The organism is Flammeovirga pacifica (assembly GCF_000807855.2).
Lineage (GTDB): Bacteria > Bacteroidota > Bacteroidia > Cytophagales > Flammeovirgaceae > Flammeovirga > Flammeovirga pacifica.
Map to the genome: position 1 here is coordinate 222507 of NZ_JRYR02000001.1, position 20940 is coordinate 243446.

Genomic DNA, 20940 nt, shown 5'->3' on the forward strand with positions numbered 1-20940 from the left:
ATTTTTTTGCACGTTTTATTTTTATTTACACATATTTATGCATGTTTGCATTTATTTGTGAAATTATCTGAACTTAATTTGCACGTTTATGCATGTTCAGTTATGTTTGTGTGTGTAAAGAGAACACTTATTTAATCTGACGCTGTAGTAATGTTAAAATTAAAAGAAGAGAGACATCAATTTATTCTAGACGAAATTAGAGCAAATAATAAAGTGCTTTCTTCAGAACTAAGTACTCGTTTAAAAGTTTCTGAGGATACTATTCGAAGAGATCTTCGAGAGCTTTCTGATTTAGGAGCAATTAGAAGAGTACATGGTGGTGCAGTGAAAAACAATAATGAAATCAATCTTGAAGACCATTCTGATTCATCTGCTTATATTCCTTTCAGTTATGAAGATAGAGAGGTGTATAGTAAATCAAAGAAAGAAAAGATAGCCGAAAAGGCAGTTTCATTATTAAGAGATGATGATGTGATTCTTATTGATGGTGGTACCACAAATTTGGAATTAGCTAAACGTATTCCTAAAGATTATAAAGGTACGATCATAACAAACTGCTTACCAATTGCTACGAAATTAGTAGAACATCGTTTTGTTGATGTATACTTTTTAGGAGGTAGGATTTTACCTAACGCATTAGTGACAGTTGGACATTCAGTTATTCAAGAGTTAAAGGAAATCAGAGCTGATATTTGTTTCTTAGGCACTAGAAGCATTGATGTTCAAAGAGGAATAACTGATATCGATAGGGTTGAAGTGGAAGTGAAGATGGCAATGAGCAAATCTGCAGAAAATGTAGTTTCCGTTGCGTCATCTGATAAATTATTTACTAATCAGCCGTTTTTGTGTGTTTCTTCTAAAAATGTAACCACTTTAATTACTGAGTTAGACCCCAATGAAGCTGCTTTAAGACCATTTGTAGAAAATGGTACGAAAGTATTGTAATTGGATTGTATTATATGCTTGTTATTGAAATAAATATTCAAATTCTATTCATAAAATAATTATAAAAAGGCTTAATTTCTAAAGTAATGTACTCTCGTTCGAAAGAACAATTTATCTGTCTAGTAGCTACACTTTTATTACATTACTTTGGGATTAATATATCTCTAGGAGAATTAAATTCATCTGTCTACATTTAAATCAAATAGTCTAATCTTACTCTCCTAGACCAATTAAAAATAGATATTCATCAAAATTCTAATTTCTATTCATTTTTCAAATTATGAAAAAACACTTACTTCTGTTATTAAGTGTACTATTCTGTGCTTTTAATAACCTTTACGCTCAAGACCGTACTGTAACTGGTACAGTTAAAGACGCGACTGACAATTCAGCACTACCTGGTGTAAACGTATTAATTAAGGGTACATCAAATGGTACTGTTACCGATTTAGACGGTAACTTCTCAATCTCTTTACAAGATGGAGAAAATGCTTTAGTCTTCTCTTTTATTGGATATAAGACTACTGAAATGGATGCTTCTAATGCATCAAATCTTTCTGTTTCACTAGAGGTTGATGCAGAACAATTGGACGAAGTTGTAGTAACAGCCTTAGGTATCGAACGTTCTGAAAGATCTTTAGGGTATGCAATGACTGAAGTTAAAAGTGATCAATTAGGTGACGGAGCTGCAACCGGTAACGTAATGAACTCACTTTCAGGTAAAGTTGCTGGTGTTCAAGTAGCTCCAATTGGTGGTGCAGGTTCATCTTCAAGAGTAGTTATTCGTGGTAATGCCGTTTTAAGTGGTAATAACCAACCTTTATATGTTGTTGATGGTGTACCTATCTCTAACGAGACATTAAAGGATGCGGGTGATAACTCAGATTCTGGTGACGTGAACACAGGTGATGGTCTATCATCAATTAACCCTGACGATATCGAATCAATGTCAGTTTTAAAAGGTGGTTCTGCAACTGCACTTTATGGTTCAAGAGCAATCAACGGTGTTGTATTAATTACAACTAAATCAGGAAAAGGTAAAAAAGATAGATCTGGTATTGATTTCAGTACTGGTGCTTCATTTGATGTAGTAGGAATTACTCCTAATGATCAAAAACAATATGCAATGGGTACTTTAGGTAACGAACCTTCAAACCCTAAAGCACAAACTTCTATGTGGGGTCCTAGAATTACTGGTCAAAAATCATCAGCTTATTATGATGGTCAAGAAAGAACAGTTTCTGCTTTTGATAATTACAAAGACTTCTTTAATACTGGTGTAACTTGGAACACTAACGTTTCAGCTTACAGAGCCAACGAAAATTCAAATGTTCGTTTCTCTTATTCAAATATGGATAACAAAGGTATGGTAGATAAATCTACTTACAAGAGAAACTCATTTAACCTAAGAGGATCTACTAAAGTTGTTAAGAATATGACAATTGATGGTAAATTAACTTACGTGAATCAAAAAGCCCTTAACCGTATGGAAATGGGTAACTCAGTAAATAACTACATGGGTATGATGGTAGGTTTACCAACTACAATTGATCACAATTGGTTGAGAAATTACAAAACTGCTGATGGGCGTCCAATAGGTTATAACGATAAGGAAACTAACCCTTACTGGACAATGAATGAAGTAGTAAACGAAGATGAGTTGAACAGAGTAATTGGTATGGCTTCTGTAACTTATGAATTTACAGACTACTTAAAGCTATTAGCTAGAACTGGTACAGATTATAATGCATTCCGTCAAGATGTACTACAACCGTTATATACACCATTTTATGAGCAAGGTAGAGCATATCAAAGAACAAACATCTCTATGGAAAACAACTCAGATTTCCTTTTGATGTTCCATAAACAATATGGTGACTTCGATATCACTGCAAACGCAGGTGGTTCATACATGCACCAATTAATTAAGTATACTGATACAGGTTCTTCGAACTTTAACTCTGTGGATTTCCAAAACCCAGGTGCTGGTTCTCAAGTATTCCAACAGTATAGCTCAAGAGAAAGAGCAATTTCTTCTCTTTATGCAACAGCTTCAATTGGTTATAAAGGATATTTATTCTTAGATTTCTCAGCTCGTAACGACTGGTCATCAACACTTCCTTTAAATAATAATTCATTCTTCTACCCATCGGTGTCTGCATCATGGATCTTCTCTGATATGGATTGGACTTTACCAGATTGGATGTCATTCGGTAAAGTAAGAGCATCATGGGCACAAGTTGGTTCTGATACAGATCCTTATAGCTTAGCACTTCAATATTCATTGGATAGCTGGAATCACAATGGTATCAACATTGGTAGAATCGAAGGAAATAATATTCCAAACAGAACACTTAAGCCATCTATTCAAACATCATATGAAGTAGGTTTAGACTTAAGATTCTTCGAAGATCGTTTCGGTTTAGATATCGCTTACTATAAATCTTCTGCGGTAGATCAAATCTTACCAGTAGATATCTCAAAATCTTCTGGTTATGAAAGAGCGATTATTAACGCAGGTCAAATTGATAACTCAGGATGGGAATTCATGTTCAATTACAAACCAATCATGAAAGATAATTTCACTTGGGACATGACATTAACTGCTGCTTACAACCAAAACGAAGTAGTTTCACTTTCTGAAGGTGTTGATTTCTACCAATTACTTAGTGTAAACGGAGTGTCAGTTCAAGCAATTCCTGGTCAGCCATATGGTACTATCGTTGGTTCTAAAGCTTTACGTGATGGCAATGGTAACTTGGTAGTTGATGATAATGGTCGTATCCAAAAACAAGATGGTAACCACGAAATTGGTAACGGTATCCAACCTTGGATGGCTGGTTTTAGAAACACATTCAGCTACAAAAATTTAACTCTATCAGTATTGATTGATGGTAAATTTGGTGGTGATGTTTACTCTTCTACTGAGTCTTCTCTTTATTCATTAGGTAAACATGAGAACACATTAGTAGGTAGAGATGAGTTTTATGCTCACAGAGATCAAGGAACAGGTAACGGGTGGAATCCTGGTAACTTAGTTACAGTAGATGAAAACGGTACGTCAACTCCTTATACTCAATCAGTTGATCCAGAATTATACTACGGTTCATATGCTGGTATTAGTGAGTTCCATATGTATGATGCATCGTTTATCAAACTAAGAGAGATTTCATTATCATACAGATTCTCTAATGATTTACTTTCAAAAACTCCTTTAACAAACCTTTCTCTAACAGCAAATGCTTTTAACGTAGGTTACTTATGGAGAAACACAGATAACGTTGACCCAGAAGCTTCTTTTACAGCTGGTAACGGTCAAGGTATCGAGGTTTCAAACCTTGCTTTACCAAGAACATTTGGTTTTAAATTGAACGCAAGCTTCTAATCTTATTAATTCGAGAAAAAATGAACTTAAAGAAATATATATTAGGTACTGCTCTAGCTGCTTCAACACTAGTAGGATGTACTAACAATTTCGAGGAGATAAACACCAATCCTTGGACTTCTAATAACCTTGATGTTAAACATTTGATGACATTCTCTCAATTGAAGATGTATTCAAACGGAGCTGAAGCATGGAGAGGTAATCTTATCATGAGTGGTCCAATGGCTCAAAACACTGCTTGTTTATACTCTCAAGGTATTGGTTTTGGTGTGAGTGATGGATTTACTTCACCAACTTTTGACTTGATCTATGGTGATGTGTTTAGAAATATCACTGACGGTATCACTCGTTTAGAAGCAGAAGGTGGAAAAGAGGGGCAAGTAGCTCAATTTGAAATCATTAAATCTGTGAACCTTTTGAGATTAACTCAAATGTATGGTGATATTCCTTACACTGAAGCAGGTAAAGGTTTTACTGATTTGGTTTACTACCCTAAATATGATGCTCAAAAAGATGTATTGATTGGAATTGCAGAGGATTTGAAAAAAGCAAGAACTGCTTTAGAAGGTGCTAATGATTCTGATTTGATAGATTATGATTTGTATTCATCAGGTGTTCCAGGTACGGCGAAATACATCAAATTAGCCAACTCATTAATGATGAAAATTGGTTTGATGATGTCTGAAGGTGACGCTACTGAAGGTGCTCGTATCTTTAACGAAGGTTACAAAAATGCTGGAGGTTACATTCAAGATTGGAATGATGCTGTATATGTACAACACGTTTCTGCTGGTGGTCCTTGGGGTGAGCACGTTAATGGTACTGGTATTGCAGTAGAAGGTCAAGTAGGTGGTTTCTCTTATCCTTACATTTCTGAAGCAGCAATGAAAGCGATGCAAGACAATCAAGATCCTCGTATTTTCCGTATTGTTTCTCACTTCGATTATACTGGAGGTGTAAACAAAGCAATGACTGATACAACAAAATACAAGAACTTTGATCCTTACTTAAAAGCTGGTGATGAGGGTACTTTTGTTAAGGCACACTATAGAGGTGTTCGTTTAGGTGATAACGGTGATGGTAACCGCGGTGTATTTTTTAATGAGACTAAAGGTTCTGCACAACAAGCTGCTTATTGGGTAAACCAAAATGAAGGCACAACTGAAAGTGGTGAATATAAATTCGAAAACGAAGGTCAATTCATTACAATTGCAGGGCTTTCTGCAGCAACTTTCAATCAATTGGCTCCATCAATCGTAATTGGTGCAGATGAAGTACAATTTATGATTGCAGAAGCATCATTATTACCAGCATATGGTGTTACAGATGCTAACGCATTTAGAAATGGTGTTGAATTAGCTTTAGATAAATATGATGCCTTGAGATTTCCAGGAGCAGATACTAGAGACTTATTCGTGGATCTTTACAAAAGACAAACAAATTCATCATTTGATTTTGCAACTGCTAAAACAAATTATGTAAACAATGCTGTTGCTCGTTACACGGCGGCAACTGACAAACGTGATGTAGTGGTATATGAGCATTGGATTGCTTTAACTGGTAATGGTTATGATTCGTTCGCACTTTGGAATAGAACACATTTACCTTCTTTTGTTCCAGCGGTTGTTCCTGAAGCAGATAGAAACTATGATCTTCCGAAGTATGCTAATGATCCTTTAGTGGATAATTCTCAAGTGCAAACTGGTGTTCAAGAAGTTCCTCTTCACCGTGGTGGTGTAACAAACTGGGCTCGTCCTTCTCGTTTCCCTTACCCGAACAGAGAGTTGAATGTGAATGCTGCTAATTCTGCTGAAGCTATGACTCGTCAAAGAGCAGGTGTAGGTGAAAGCACTAACTTCATTGCCGTCAAACAATGGTATAGTAACAAAGGAATCTAATATTTCCTTTTGAAAATAAAAGCGAAGTTCTTCATCTAGAAGAGCTTCGCTTTTTTTATGCAAAAATTTGCATGTTTACAATAATTAAGATAAATCATGCGTGTTTGTGCGTGTTTAGTGCTTGTTTTTGTCTGATATTACTTATTTTTGCTGTATAATAAACACTTAACAGTGCTTTGAAAGAACCTAAATAATTGCAACGTGTTTCTAAATAACTATATCAAATCAATTACTGCATGGGTCTGTTTGGGGGCATCTTTGATGTCATGCTCAACATCAACTCAAGAGGAATCAACTCAATCTAGAGATTTACATTTAGTAGATTATGTAAATCCTTTTATTGGAACAGGAGAACATGGTCATACATTTCCTGGTGCTACTCTTCCTTATGGAGGTGTACAATGTAGCCCAGTGAATGGTGTAAGTGGATGGGACTGGGTATCTGGTTACCATATTTCTGATTCATTAGTAGTAGGTTTCGGCCACCAACATTTAAGTGGCACAGGTATCGGAGATTTAAACGATATCATCATTATTCCAACAGCTAGCAAAAAGAGACTAAACGCCAAAGAACAAGATAGAACCAAACTATCTTACACAGAAAAATATACACACGATACAGAAGTTGCTCAGCCAGGATATTATGCCGTTACTCTAGAAAACTCTGGAATTCGTGCAGAAATGACTACTGGGTTACATACAGGTTTTCATAGATGGACTTATCCAGCTACAGCTACATTACCTTCAATGATTGTCAATTTAGGTTTTGCTGTAAACTGGGATGGAGTGACTAAGACACAATTAAAAAAGGTGGATGATTTTACAGTAGAAGGCTATCGTTTCTCTGCAGGATGGGCTCCTGATCAAAGAGTTTATTTCCAAATGAGATTTTCTCAAAAGATCAAAGATATTTCTATCCAAAAATCAGGTGCACGTTTAGTATCACAAGTATCATTTGAAAAAACTGATGGTCAAAATCAGATCACAGCTGCAGTTGGTATTTCTTCTGCTTCACCTCAAGGAGCAGCATTAGCTGTAAAAGAAGAAGGTCAAGCATTTGATTTTGAAACTAAAAGAATTGCTGCTTCACAAATTTGGGAAGATGCATTAGAGCAAATCAAAATCACAACTAAGGATGAGAAAGCTAGAGAGATATTCTACACAGCTTTGTATCATTCTAAAATTGCTCCTGTAACACATTCAGATATTGAAGGTAATTATTGGTCTGCAGATCAAAAAGTGGAAAAAGCAGAAGGGTACACTTATTATAGTACCTTCTCATTATGGGATACTTTTAGAGCAGTACATCCTTTATCTACTATTATAGAATCTGAAAAAAGAAATGCAGATTTTATAAATACAATGTTAGAACACTTCGATGCAACAGGAACACTACCAATTTGGGTGTTAGCTGGTCAAGAAAATAATTGTATGACAGGTTATCACTCGATGCCGATTTTAGCTGACGCAGTACTTAAAGATATTGAAGGTATTGATGCGAATAAAGTTTTACGTGCCATGAAGGTGACTTCTATGCAAGATCAAAGAGACTTAAAAGCATACAAAGAATATGGATTTATACCTTTTGATAAAGGGGAAGAATCAGTAACTAAAACTTTAGAATATGCTTACGATGATTGGTGTATTGCTCAAGTAGCAAAAAAAGTGGGCGATGAAAAAGCTTACAAATTATATATGAAAAGATCTGAGGGATACAAACCTTTATTTGATAAAGAAACTCAGTTTATGAGAGGATTTAATACAAAAGGAGAATTCCGTACACCATTTGATCCTGCAGAAGCGAACCATAGAGAGAATACAGATTACACAGAAGGTAATGCATACCAACATTCATGGTTTGTATTACAAGATGTTCAAGGTCTGATAGATTTATTCCCTTCTAAAGAAGCTTTCGGAGCTAAATTAGATGAGTTATTTACTGCTTCATCAGAATTGAAAGGGGAGAATGTATCTCCAGATATTACAGGTCTGATTGGTCAATATGCCCATGGTAATGAACCATCTCATCATATTGCCTATCTCTATAATTATGCTGGTACTCCTTGGAAAACACAGGAAAAAGTACGTGAGATTATGGACACTCAATATGACAATACTCCAGAAGGTATTGCGGGTAATGAGGATTGTGGACAAATCTCTGCATGGTATGTATTTAGTGCTTTAGGTTTTTACCCAGTGAACCCTGCACAAGGTGTTTATGTTATAGGATCTCCGTTGTTTGATGAAGCTCAAATTGAAACATCAAATGGTACTACTTTTACGGTGAAAGCTAATAACGTATCAAAAGAAAATATTTACATCGAATCCATTCAATTAAATGGTAAAAAATTGGATCGTTTGTATATCAATCACAAAGAAATTATGGATGGTGGAACATTAGAATTAGTGATGTCAAATACCCCAAATAAAACACTAGGAGTAAATACACCACCACCATCGAATAAATTATAAATATTAACGAGGAACTTAAATAAGGCAGGGTATTTTTAAATATCCTGCCCACAAAAGCGAACATGAAAACGACATTAGAAATTTGTGCTTATACGGTTGATTCGGCAATGAATGCGCAAGCAGGAGGTGCTGATAGAGTAGAATTGTGTGGTGGTAGATTAGAAGGAGGGACTACACCAAGTAAAGGCACAATGAAAGTAGCAAGAGAGAAAGTAGGTATTGATATTTTTCCAATTATCAGACCTAGAGGAGGAGATTTCTTCTTTTCAGATATTGAATTTGAAGAAATGCTCGAAGATGTGAAGGTAGCTAAGGAGTTAGGAATGAATGGAGTGGTGATTGGTGCTCTTACTGCTGAAGGAGAAATTGACATTGAAAGATGTAAACCTTTGGTTGATGCTGCCAAACCCATGCAAGTTACTTTCCATAGAGCTTTTGATATGACTAAAGACACTAAAATATCTTTAGAAAACTTGATACAACTTGGTGTAGATAGAGTATTAACTTCGGGACAGAAAATGACTGCTCCAGAAGGAATGGAAACTCTAAAAGCATTGGTGGATCAAGCAGATGGTAGAATTGAAATTATGGCTGGAAGTGGTGTTTTACCTACTAATGTGAAAGAAATTGTAGAAAAAACAGGTGTTTCAGCAGTACATTCATCTGCCTCTAAAGTGATAGAAAGTGCTATGAAATTCAAAAATGAAAAAGTAGCCATGAGTAAAGATAGCCTCGACTCTGAATACCAAAGAAGTATTACCTGTGAGCAAGTGGTATCGAACTTAAGAAGTGAATTGACAAAATAGACTGATCAAATAATACTATCAAAATGAAACTTAAATTTGTAACCTCTCTAATTCTTGCAGCTTTTATGATAAGCTGTGGACCAAAAGAAATCCCATCTATTGGTGATCAAACATATCATGTTTTTGAAAATGAACATTTGTATTTTGATCCTGATTTAACCAAAGATGGTATTAAGGAAAGTGATACAGCACCCTTTTATATTGAATCGGGTCGTATTATGTTGAGGAAACTAACAATTCCTAAGTTTCAACGCGAAACAAAAGTTTCAATCGTTGTAGAAGAAACATCAGCAGGTGATCGTTGGGATAAAGCTGGTTCTGTTTTCGTAATGCCATCAAAAGGAGCAAACCTTTTATCTGTTGCTAAAGGAGAATTTAAATTGGCTCATACAGAGGATGCGGATCAAACCGATGAATTCCCTGGAATTATTGCAGAGGGCGACTATCAACCATCTGTTGAACTAATGCGTTTCATGACTCCATTTGGTGTAGGTCATTATTCTGAAGATACTGTCACTTATCCTCATAGAATGCCATCTTATGTTGATGGATGGGCGAAAAAGGCAGTTTGGAAACAAGATATCACACAATTAATACCTTTGTTAGAAGGAGAGATTATTATCGGTGTTCATATCGATACTTGGACTAAAGAAGGCTATAAAGTTGATGTGAAACTTCATTTTGATGAGTCTGATAATGCATATGATCCGGCTAAAAAACGTTGGGTTTCACCAGTATTTAATACAGTAAGATACATACCTCCGCAAAAAGGATGTGATAAATTCCAAAGAGCAGATGTAGGAACTACTGTCAATATTCCATCTAATGTAAAGGATGTAAATTTAGCCTATATTACTACAGGTCATGGTGGACATAGTGGTGGAGATGAATTTGTGGAAACAGAAAATATCATCAAGTTAGACGATCAAAAATTATTTAGCTTTATTCCTTGGAGAACAGATTGTGCTACTTTCCGTCGTTTTAACCCAACAACAGGGGTTTGGTTAAACAAAAGAAAAGCATCTTATATCAATTGGAAGAAAGAAAAATATGAAGAGAAAATGGTAGAAGAACCTATTGCATCTTCAGATTACTCTAGATCTAATTGGTGTCCAGGTTCTGATGTGCCTCCAACAATTATTCCTGTTCCTAAAATTTCAGGAGATCATAAGTTGACTGTTTCTATGCCAACTGCACAAAAATTGGAAGGAGATCATCAAAATTTCTGGTTTGTATCGGCTTACTTCTTTGGAGAATTAAATTAATAGAACATCATTGGGGAGTTGAGTTAGATATCATCTAGTTCAACTCCCTTTTATCTAAATATTATATGAACAAAATAACCTCTATACTAGCTGTCTTTACACTGTTGTTAACAGGGTGTTCTGACAATTGGAATGTAAACGAACTAACTAAAAAGAGTTATTCTCTAGATACAGATTGGACTTTTAAACAAGCCAATAAAGAGAAGTGGTACCCAGCGACTGTACCCGGAGTTGTTCACACAGATTTGTTCGATAACCAATTGATCGAAGATCCTTTTTATCGTGAAAACGAAAAGAAGCTTCAATGGATTGAAGAAGAAGATTGGGTATACAAGACCACATTTGATGCTCCTGAAGATATTAAGGAGAATCATTTTAGTTTACAATTGGAAGGTTTAGATACTTATGCAGATGTAAGACTGAATGGTAAAACAATCTTATCTACAGACAATATGTTTGTAGGGTATGAAAAAGAAATATCAAGTCTTATCCAACAAAAGGGAAATACTTTAGAGGTGTATTTCCACTCTCCAATTAAGGTGACAAAACCTTTAAGAGAAAAAGCAGGTTTTGAGTATCCTGCGGATAATGATGCTCGTGCAGAGAAATTCTCCATCTATTCACGTAAAGCTCCTTATTCTTTCGGATGGGATTGGGGCCCTCGTTTTGTGACTTCAGGTATTTGGAGACCTATCAATATTATTACTTGGAATAAAGCAAAAATTGAAGATGTTCATATTCAGCAGAAATCATTAAATGATGATTTGGCAGAATTGTCTACATCAATTACAATTCAATCAACAAAATCTCGAAAAGTAAAAGTACGATTAGCTTCTGATGACATTGGTTTTCAATCAGAGACAAAAGAAGTAGAACTAACTTCTGGTGAGAATGTAATTGATATATCAGCTGAAATAAAAAATCCTGAAAGATGGTGGCCTAATGGTTTAGGTGAACAAAGAAGATACAATATCAATGCACAACTTCTTATTGATGGTAAATTAATAGATCAAGAATTGACTAAAATCGGGTTGAGAACAGTCGAATTAATTAATGAGCCGGATAGTTTAGGAGAAAGCTTCTTTGTGAAAGTAAATGGTCAGCCTGTATTTATGAAAGGGGTAAATTATATTCCTCAAGATAGTTTCTTGCCTTCGGTTACTCAGGATCGTTACGATTGGATGATCAAAAGTATGTTAGATGCCCATATGAATATGGTTAGAATTTGGGGTGGAGGTATCTACGAGAGCGACTACTTTTATGACCAATGTGATGAGCAAGGACTTTTAGTATGGCAAGACTTTATGTTTGCATGTACAATGTATCCGGGCGATGATGCTTTCTTGGATAAAGTAAAAGAAGAGGCCACTTATAACATCAAAAGACTAAGAAATAGACCTTCTTTAGCATTATGGTGTGGAAACAATGAAGTGGGTGTAGCTTGGGACAACTGGGGATGGCAAGATTCTTATGGTTGGAGCCAAGAAGTACAAGATAAATTAACGGGTGATTACGATAGATTATTTAAGAAATTATTACCAGAAGTAGTAGGGGCACTAGATCCAGGTCGCTTTTATTATCCATCATCACCAATTTCAAATTGGGGTGAAATAGATGACTTTTCAATTGGTGATAATCACTTCTGGGGTGTTTGGCATGGAAAATATCCATTTGAAAGTTTCAAAGAATATGTACCTCGTTTTATGAGTGAGTACGGTTTTCAGTCGTTCCCATCTTTTGAATCCATTAAAAAATTCACAATTGAAGAAGATTGGGGATTAGAAACGGATGTGATGAATACTCATCAGAAGAGTTACACTGGTAACGGGTTGATTAAAGTATACATGGAAAGAGATTTTGATGTGCCTTCTAACTTTGAAGACTTTGTATACGTAGGAATGTTACTTCAAGCAGATGGAATGCGACAAGGGTTTGAGGCACACCGTAGTAATATGCCGTACTGTATGGGTACTTTGTATTGGCAATTGGATGACTGTTGGCCGGCAGCTTCTTGGTCGTCTATTGATTACTTTGGAGAATGGAAAGCATTGCATTATGCTGTGCAAAGATCATTTAGACCTCAATTAATTGTTACTGATTTATCTAAAGATCAAATCGAAGTGAAATTAGTGAATGATGAATGGAAGAAATTACCCGTAACATTAGAAGTAGAATGGAAAAACTTTGACGGGAAAATCATCGCTAAAAAAGAAATCAAAACTACTTTAAAAGATAATGGAGTAGTGACTGCAATAGACGAGAAAATTACTTCTTTCTTTGGGATGATTCCATCAAAATCTTTACAAAAAGGAAGTTACCTGTACTTAAAAGTAAAAGGTAAGAATAATGAATTGCTTTCAGACAATTATGCATTCTTTGTGAAGCCAAAGTATCAAAAACTTCCTTCTGCAGAAGTGGCGACTAAAGTTGTGAAAGAGAATGGACAGTTAATGGTTAAAGTCACTTCTGATGTATTTGCAGAAAGTGTTGCATTAAGTATTGATGGTGAAGAAGTAGTTCATTTTACAGATAATTATTTTCACTTACAAGCGGGCGAAGAGAGAACAATTGTAGTAGAAAGAACGGATTTCACAGCAGAGCAATTAAAGGATAAGTTATTAGTGAAATGCCTAAATAACATTAAATAGATTATAAAAAATAGGAGAAGTAACAATGTAAAGTAATATTGTTTTTCTCCTATTTCTTAAACTATTTTAAATCTCCTAATAATTGAAAACCTACCTAAATTTTCTCCAAGAACTGATTATCTTGTATGCATAAATGAGGTGATTAATCAAATTAACTTATGATTAGCAAAAGCATAGAAAAAACTATCCTTTAAAAAATTATTACTGCATTAAATAAAGTTACTTAATCAGAGTTTTTTATTACTTATAGTTTCCGATAGATCATAAATCAGGAAACGAAAATCAAAATGAGATGCGAAGAAGAGATTTTATTAAAACTACAGGGATGCTATCTACAGCAATGGCTTTATCAGGAAGCCAAGCGATAGCTTCTAAACTATTCGAAGATGAATTTAAATCACAACGACCAGCCCTAACAGATAGAAAATTCACTTCTGAAGTGGTAGAGAAAGTCATCAAAAAAGTAGCAAAGAGAATAAAGGATCCTGAATTAAGATGGATGTTTGAGAACTGCTATCCTAACACTTTAGATACAACCATTGATTTCGAAGTGAAAAACGGAAGACCTGATACGTTTGTAATTACAGGTGATATTCCTGCCATGTGGTTAAGAGATTCTACGGCACAAGTATGGCCTTATCTTCCACTTGCAAATGATGATGAAAACTTAAAAACCATGATCAAAGGTTTGGTCAATAGACAAGCCGATTGTGTGATTTTAGATCCATACGCTAACTCATTTGAAAAAGATGAAACAGTAATGTCAAAGTGGTCAAAAACTGATCATACAGATATGAAGCCTGGTACTCACGAAAGAAAGTGGGAAATTGATTCTCTTTGTTATGCAGTTCGTTTGGCAAATGGCTATTGGAAAACTACTGGAGATGCGTCCATTTTTGATGAAAACTGGCAAAAATCAGCAAAGCTTATACTTAAGACTTTCAAAGAGCAGCAAAGAAAAGACGGAGTAGGACCCTATACATTCTACAGAACAACGTCAAAACATGAAGATACATTAGCCAACTGGGGAGCAGGAGCATCTATTAAACCTTGTGGATTAATTGTATCATCTTTCAGACCTTCTGATGATTCTACTGTATTGCCATTTTTAATTCCTTCAAATTATTTTGCAGTAGCCTCTTTAAATCAATTGAATGACATTTACACTAATGTGATTGGGGATAAGGCATTTGCAAAAGAATGTGCCGATTTATCGGAAGAAGTGAAAGAAGCTTTAGCTAAATATGCAGTAAAAGATCATCTTGATTATGGTAAAATATTACCATTTGAAGTAGATGGATATGGAAATCAATATTGTATGGATGATGCCAATGTACCAAGTTTATTGGCCTTACCGTATTTAGATTGTATTGATGTAAATGATCCACTTTACCAAGCAACAAGAAAGTTTGTTTGGAGTGAGGATAACCCCTATTTCTTTAAAGGTAAATTTGAAGGAATTGGAGGCCCACACGTAGGTTTAGATTATGTATGGCCGATGTCTATTATTCAGAAAGGACTTACATCTACATCTGCAGATGAAATAAAATGGTGTTTAAAGCAGTTGAAGGAAACACATGCAGATACAGGGTTTATGCATGAATCTTTCCACAAAAATGATCCTAAGAAGTTTACAAGATCATGGTTTGCTTGGACCAATACGTTGTTTGGAGAATTAGTTTACAAAACGTATCAAGAACATCCGGAAGTATTAAAAACTTCTTTATAAAATTTAATAGCTACCTGATGTGATTTTTTACATCAGGTAGTATATATTAGCTATACTATTTCCATAAGAAATTATCCGTAAGGATTTATCGTATTAACTCAATCATCCACCGTATTTTATTCTAAATAATGACTATCCAAAAAGTTAATATTTTTATCATATTAATGTTGTTGAAATTTGGAGCAATTGCTCAAGTTTTACCAACACCAGAAAGCTATTTATGTTACCAAGCAAATCAACCTATAGAGATTGATGGTGCTTTGGATGAAGCAGATTGGGCTAAAGCAGAATGGACAGAACTATTCCTTGATATTGAAGGAGATCAAATGACCAAACCAAAGTTTGATACGAAAGTGAAAATGCTTTGGGATGATCAATATCTATATATCGCAGCAGAGATGATTGAACCTCATTTGTGGAGTACAATTACAGAAAGAGATGCCGTGATTTATTTAGATAATGATTTTGAGGTGTTCATCAATCCGTTACAAGATTCTCCAATATATTATGAATTTGAGGTGAACCTTTTAAACACTGTTTGGGATATGATGATGCCAAAACCTTATCGCGATGGAGGTCGAAATATGAATTCTTGGCATATCGAAGGATTAAAGTCAGCAACAAAAATGTTCGGAACCATTAATGATCCATCTGATATAGATGAAAAATGGACCGTAGAAATTGCCTTCCCATTATCAGTGTTATCACAAGAAAGACCTGATTTAATCTATCCAGTTGAAGGAAGAAGATGGAGAATTAACTTCTCAAGAGTAGAGTGGCAACATGAAATTGTAGAAGGTAAATACACAAAAAAGATCAATCCTGAAACAAAGAAAGCTTATCCTGAGTACAATTGGGTATGGTCGCCTCAAGGTGCTATAAATATGCATATGCCGGAACAATGGGGGTATTTAGAATTTACTAAAAATAAAGTAGGTGATAAGAAAAATACCGATGTTTCAGAATCTGAATCAGAAAGATTATACAGACAATTATTTGATGTTTACAGAGCACAAAGAGCTTTTAAACATAAAAATAAGAAGTATGCTAAGAGTATGAAAGAATTGAAATTCACTGATAAATTTATGTATAACAATAAAGAAGTGAAGCCATATATTCAAAATATACCTCATGGATACTATGTGGTTTTAGAAATACCACAAGAAGACCTCACCCTCATGGTGAGACATGATAGCAATGGAGAAATCATCAAGAAATAAATATTGACACATAACTTTAAAAGAAGTTATTACTTAATTATATCATCAATTACTTAACCTAAGTACCGAAATGAACAAGAGAGAATTTTTAAAACTAGCTGGATTAACGACAACTGGCGTCATGATGGGATTACCTGTAATGGGAAAATCAACCAAGCTTCCTAAAAGATGGATGTGGTTACATGCTCATGATGATTGGACAGATGCCCAATGGGAAGAAAAATTAGATAAGTTAGTAGAAATTGATATCGAAGCGGTTCTCTTAGGTGGAAGTGAGAAAACTTTCAAGAGAATGTATCCTCTATTAAAAAAGAGAAACATTGAGATGCATGCTTGGATGTGGACTTTAAACCGAAATGGTGATAAAGAAGCAAAACAACATCCTGACTGGTATACAGTAAGTGGTGATGGAAGATCTTGCTACGATTATCATCCATATGTTGATTATTATCAGTGGGTGTGCCCATCGAAAGAAGAGGTACAAGAGCACATTATAAAACAAGCAGTATCATTAGCAAAGATTGAAGGGGTTAAAGGTGTACATTTAGATTATGTAAGATATTCTGATGTTATTCTTGCGTCATCATTACAACCGTTATATGGTATTGTTCAAGATAAAGAATATCCAGAGTATGATTTCTGTTATTGTGATACTTGTCGTGATAAGTTCTTGAAGGAATCAGGTCAAGATATTCGTAAGATGGAAGATCCTACTCAATCAGAAGAGTGGAGACAATTCAGATATGATTCTGTAACTCATCTTGTCAATAAAATTTATGATGAAGTACATAAAGAAGGCAAATTGTTATCAGCAGCGGTGTTCCCTTATCCTGAATTAGCAAGAAAAATTTGTCGTCAATCTTGGGATGATTTTAAATTGGATATGGTTTTCCCAATGGTGTATAATGGTTTTTATGAAGAACCTTTAGAATGGGTGAAATTTGCTACAGAACAAGGTGTGAAATCTGTAAAACAAAAAGTGAAAAAGCCAATTATTACGGGTCTTTATACTCCAGATCTTAAGAGTGTGGAAGACACTAAGAAAGCGATAAAATTGGCAAAAAAAGGAGGATCTAAAGGTTTTGCTATTTTTGATTTAGGAGGAATGAAAACACCACATTGGAAAGCATTAAAAGACTAAGTATTAATGAAAAAAATAATATCAATTATTTCACTTGTAGTTCTGAGTATAATTCAAGTGAATGCACAAGATAAAAGCTTAAAATACATGTCTTTTAACGTTAGGTATAACAATGCTGACGATAAAGAAAATGCTTGGCCTAATCGTAAAGATTGGGTAGCTGATATTGTGAAATTCTATGATGTAGATGTATTAGGAGCTCAGGAAGTATTAAAAGATCAATTAGTTGATTTAAAAGAGAGATTACCTCACATGACTCAAATAGGTGTGGGGCGTGATGATGGAAAAGAAGCAGGGGAGTTTTCACCCATCTTTTATAATACTAAAGAATTTAAATTAATAGATTCTGGTACTTTTTGGTTATCTGATACTCCAGAACAACCATCACAAGGTTGGGATGCTGTATTACCTAGAATTTGTACTTGGGCAAGACTTAAAAGTAAGTCAACAAAACGTACAATTGTAGTGATGAATTGTCATTATGATCATCAAGGAGATGTTGCAAGAGTTAATTCTTCTAAACTTTTAATTAAGAAATCTCAAGAACTTTCGAATCAAGGAAAATATCCTGTAGTTTTAATGGGAGATTTTAATACAGCACCTCAAGAGGAACCTGTGAAAATCTTAAGCGATTATTTCCAAAATACTAGAGAAATTTCATTAACTAACCCATTAGGCCCTATTGGTACATGGCAGTCTTTTGATTACAATAGTACATTGGATTCACATATTGATTTTATTTTTACTTATGGGTATTTTAAAGTATTAAGATATGCTCATATCACAGAAGCAAAAAATCAACATTTTCCTTCAGATCACTTACCAGTGTTTGTTGAGCTACAATAAATTGAATAAAAATAATGAGGTATTTTAAATTATTTACGTTACTAATTATCACCTTTGTTTCTTTTTCATGTACACCTAACTATTTAGTAGTTACTTCCCCCGATGAAAAATTAGCGGTAGAAGTATCAACCAATGACGATGGTAAAGCATGGTATAGCGTTACATGGGCAGGGGAACCTATCATAAAGAAATCTTACTTAGGATTTGAATTTAAAGATCAACCTTCTTTAGACAGCAATTTTAAAATTGTTGGTGAACTAAGAAATACCATGAACGAAACATGGAAACAACCTTGGGGAGAAAATAAAAAGGTAAAAGATCATCATAATCAATTAAGAATTCAGCTTCAAGAAAAAGATGGTTTACAACGCCGATTGGATGTTGTATTTAGAGTGTTTGATAACGGTGTTGGTTTTAGATATGAATTTCCTGAGCAAGAAAACCTGAAGGAGTTTGTTATCATGAACGAAAAGACTCAATTCCAATTATCAGACAATCATGAAGCATGGTGGATTTGGGCAGATTATGATACCTATGAGAAATTGTACAATCATACTGATGTCGATTCTGCAACATGGGTAGCAACGCCTGTCACTTTCAAGACGAAAGAAAATTATTATGTCAGTCTTCATGAAGCAGCTTTGACTGATTATGCTGGCATGACTCTTAAACTAGATGATCAACAAAGATATACTTATGAATCGGTATTAGTTCCTTGGGCTAATGGAGATAAAGTAAGAACATCTGCTCCATCAGTAACACCTTGGAGAACAATTCAAGTGGGTAGAGCAGCTTCAGATTTGGTGAATTCTAATATGATCATTAACCTGAATGAACCCAATAAAATTGAGGATACTTCTTGGATCAAGCCAATGCAATATTTAGGTATTTGGTGGGAATTCCATATTGGTACCAAAGAATGGAAAGAAGGTCCTAGACAAGGAGCAACTACTGAGTCTGCCAAAAAGTATATTGACTTTGCTGCCAATCATAATATTGGTGGTGTAGTAGTAGAAGGTTGGAATTCTGGTTGGGATAAATGGGGAGAGAAAGATGCTTTTGATCACATCACTCCAGCCAAAGGTTATGATTTAGATGAAGTAGCTAAATATGCCAATGATAAAAATGTTGCACTAATCATGCACAATGAAACTGGTGGAGATATTCCTTCTTATGAGAAGTACATGGACCAAGCGTTCAATTTGTATGAAGAATTGGGAATTAACGCATTGAAAACGGGTTATGCTGGAGGTATTTTCCCAAGAGGAGAACATCACCATGGTCAATATATGGTGAACCATTACCGTAGGGTGGTAGAGAAAGCGGCAAAACATAAAATTATGTTAGATGCTCATGAGCCAATTAAACCTACAGGTATAAGAAGAACTTGGCCTAACATGATGACGAGAGAAGGAGTGAGAGGTATGGAATGGAACGGTTGGTCTGACGGTAACCCTCCTAATCACACTTTAATTCTTCCTTTTACAAGAATGTTAGGAGGTCCAATTGATTATACTCCAGGTATTTTTGATGTACAGTACGAAAACTCTCCAAATAGAGTAGCTTGGAATACTACAGCAGAAATTATGGATGAAGCTAGAGTACATACTACATTAGTGAAACAAATGGCCTTATCGATTATTTTATATAGTCCATTACAAATGGCTTCTGACCTTGTAGAAAATTATGAAAAGCATTTAGATGCCTTTAAATTCTTAGAATCTTCAACTGCAGATTGGGATGAAAGTATTATGGTCTCTGGCGAGATTGGTGAATATGCAATCACCGCTAGAAGAGCGGGAGAAGAATGGTTTATTGGTGCAGCAACTGATGAAACAGGTAGAGCTGTAAGTATCAATTTAGATTTCTTAGAATCAAATAAATTGTATAAAGCAACAATTTATACAGATGCTCCTGGAGCAACATATTTGATGAAACCTAAGAAATATGAAATCATAGAAAAGAATGTAACATCAGAAGAGGCGATGCTTATTCAGATGAATTCAGGTGGTGGTCAAGCCATTCACCTGCAATTACTTCAATAAATCTAGAGAGGATATTGAATATGAAAGAGGTGCTATTTAGTACCTCTTTTTTTATGTGTGTGCCCAAAATGGACACAGCCTTATTTTATTTTAAAGATATAATAATCTTCTAGAGGGTGCAAGTCCCTTATGTGCGGGGTACGATCCCGAAGCATTAGCAAGTGACAAGGTGGTTTTCCGTGAGGAATGCACTGAAGTAAGTCAAACGGCAAAAGTTGGTACTGACGAACAGAAACTACATAAGAGGCATCATTAATGGGATGAGCAAGCACATCTTTGTGAAGTCCAAAGGCGATCTAGCTCCACGACTATGCTGTGGCTTAATGATGTAGATGTAGCAGTGATCAATGGAAAGAAGGTGTCCTTACTTGGGGAGATCTCTTCGTTGCAGGTTCAACAAGAGAAGTCAGCCGAGGTCGTAGTAGGTAATAAAAGTACCGACAAGTTTCGGAGAACTCACCTTACTGAAGGACTGAAGGTTACAGTGTCTCAAATTTTTAATGGAGGCAAGAAATGTTGACACAGCAGTGGAATTTCTTG

Annotated in this window: 12 protein-coding genes; all 12 read left to right on the plus strand. The window is 35.1% G+C overall.

The genetic code is table 11. The features are described 5' to 3' along the window. The first annotated feature begins 150 nt into the window (after window positions 1–150). The 12 genes from NH26_RS00910 (at window position 151) to NH26_RS00965 (ending at window position 20400) form a co-directional block, all read left to right on the plus strand. Window positions 151–945 (plus strand): DeoR/GlpR family DNA-binding transcription regulator, encoded by a 795-nt coding sequence (locus NH26_RS00910; protein ID WP_044224349.1) that lies wholly within the window; start codon window positions 151–153, stop codon window positions 943–945. 280 nt (window positions 946–1225) lie between these two features. Beyond that, window positions 1226–4330 carry a SusC/RagA family TonB-linked outer membrane protein gene (locus tag NH26_RS00915; RefSeq protein WP_044224346.1) on the plus strand — a complete coding sequence of 1035 codons (3105 nt, stop codon included), beginning with the start codon at window positions 1226–1228 and terminating at the stop codon, window positions 4328–4330. Between the two features lie 20 nt (window positions 4331–4350). Then, window positions 4351–6228: a SusD/RagB family nutrient-binding outer membrane lipoprotein gene (locus tag NH26_RS00920; protein WP_044224343.1), complete on the plus strand. Its 1878-nt coding sequence runs from the start codon at window positions 4351–4353 to the stop codon at window positions 6226–6228. A gap of 201 nt (window positions 6229–6429) precedes the next feature. Next, window positions 6430–8700 (plus strand): GH92 family glycosyl hydrolase, encoded by a 2271-nt coding sequence (locus tag NH26_RS00925; RefSeq protein ID WP_199880217.1) that lies wholly within the window; start codon window positions 6430–6432, stop codon window positions 8698–8700. A 62-nt stretch (window positions 8701–8762) separates the two neighbouring features. Continuing rightward, window positions 8763–9506, plus strand: coding sequence for a copper homeostasis protein CutC (locus NH26_RS00930; RefSeq protein ID WP_044224337.1), 744 nt, complete (start codon window positions 8763–8765; stop codon window positions 9504–9506). A 23-nt stretch (window positions 9507–9529) separates the two neighbouring features. Then, window positions 9530–10771, plus strand: coding sequence for a PNGase F N-terminal domain-containing protein (locus NH26_RS00935; RefSeq protein WP_044224335.1), 1242 nt, complete (start codon window positions 9530–9532; stop codon window positions 10769–10771). Between the two features lie 65 nt (window positions 10772–10836). Next, window positions 10837–13419: a beta-mannosidase gene (locus tag NH26_RS00940; protein ID WP_052432059.1), complete on the plus strand. Its 2583-nt coding sequence runs from the start codon at window positions 10837–10839 to the stop codon at window positions 13417–13419. A 292-nt stretch (window positions 13420–13711) separates the two neighbouring features. Further along, the gene (locus tag NH26_RS00945; protein ID WP_044224332.1) at window positions 13712–15148 is read left to right on the plus strand and encodes a glycoside hydrolase family 125 protein; all 1437 of its coding nucleotides are present in this window, start codon (window positions 13712–13714) and stop codon (window positions 15146–15148) included. A 128-nt stretch (window positions 15149–15276) separates the two neighbouring features. Then, on the plus strand, window positions 15277–16368 hold the full coding sequence (locus NH26_RS00950; protein WP_052432058.1) for a carbohydrate-binding family 9-like protein: 1092 nt from the start codon (window positions 15277–15279) through the stop codon (window positions 16366–16368). Window positions 16369–16438: 70 nt separating this feature from the next. Next, on the plus strand, window positions 16439–17509 hold the full coding sequence (locus NH26_RS00955) for a putative glycoside hydrolase (protein ID WP_044224329.1): 1071 nt from the start codon (window positions 16439–16441) through the stop codon (window positions 17507–17509). Between the two features lie 6 nt (window positions 17510–17515). Continuing rightward, window positions 17516–18355, plus strand: a complete 840-nt coding sequence (locus NH26_RS00960; protein WP_044224326.1) for an endonuclease/exonuclease/phosphatase family protein — start codon at window positions 17516–17518, stop codon at window positions 18353–18355. A gap of 14 nt (window positions 18356–18369) precedes the next feature. Further along, complete coding sequence (locus NH26_RS00965) at window positions 18370–20400, plus strand: glycoside hydrolase family 97 protein (protein WP_052432057.1); 2031 nt, start codon at window positions 18370–18372, stop codon at window positions 20398–20400. Window positions 20401–20940: the final 540 nt, after the last annotated feature.

Coding starts and splice junctions, on each gene's coding strand:
- NH26_RS00910 (WP_044224349.1), top strand. CDS start 151: ATGTTAAAATTAAAAGAAGAGAGACATCAATTTATTCTAGACGAAATT.
- NH26_RS00915 (WP_044224346.1), top strand. CDS start 1,226: ATGAAAAAACACTTACTTCTGTTATTAAGTGTACTATTCTGTGCTTTT.
- NH26_RS00920 (WP_044224343.1), top strand. CDS start 4,351: ATGAACTTAAAGAAATATATATTAGGTACTGCTCTAGCTGCTTCAACA.
- NH26_RS00930 (WP_044224337.1), top strand. CDS start 8,763: ATGAAAACGACATTAGAAATTTGTGCTTATACGGTTGATTCGGCAATG.
- NH26_RS00935 (WP_044224335.1), top strand. CDS start 9,530: ATGAAACTTAAATTTGTAACCTCTCTAATTCTTGCAGCTTTTATGATA.
- NH26_RS00940 (WP_052432059.1), top strand. CDS start 10,837: ATGAACAAAATAACCTCTATACTAGCTGTCTTTACACTGTTGTTAACA.
- NH26_RS00945 (WP_044224332.1), top strand. CDS start 13,712: ATGCGAAGAAGAGATTTTATTAAAACTACAGGGATGCTATCTACAGCA.
- NH26_RS00950 (WP_052432058.1), top strand. CDS start 15,277: ATGACTATCCAAAAAGTTAATATTTTTATCATATTAATGTTGTTGAAA.
- NH26_RS00955 (WP_044224329.1), top strand. CDS start 16,439: ATGAACAAGAGAGAATTTTTAAAACTAGCTGGATTAACGACAACTGGC.
- NH26_RS00960 (WP_044224326.1), top strand. CDS start 17,516: ATGAAAAAAATAATATCAATTATTTCACTTGTAGTTCTGAGTATAATT.
- NH26_RS00965 (WP_052432057.1), top strand. CDS start 18,370: ATGAGGTATTTTAAATTATTTACGTTACTAATTATCACCTTTGTTTCT.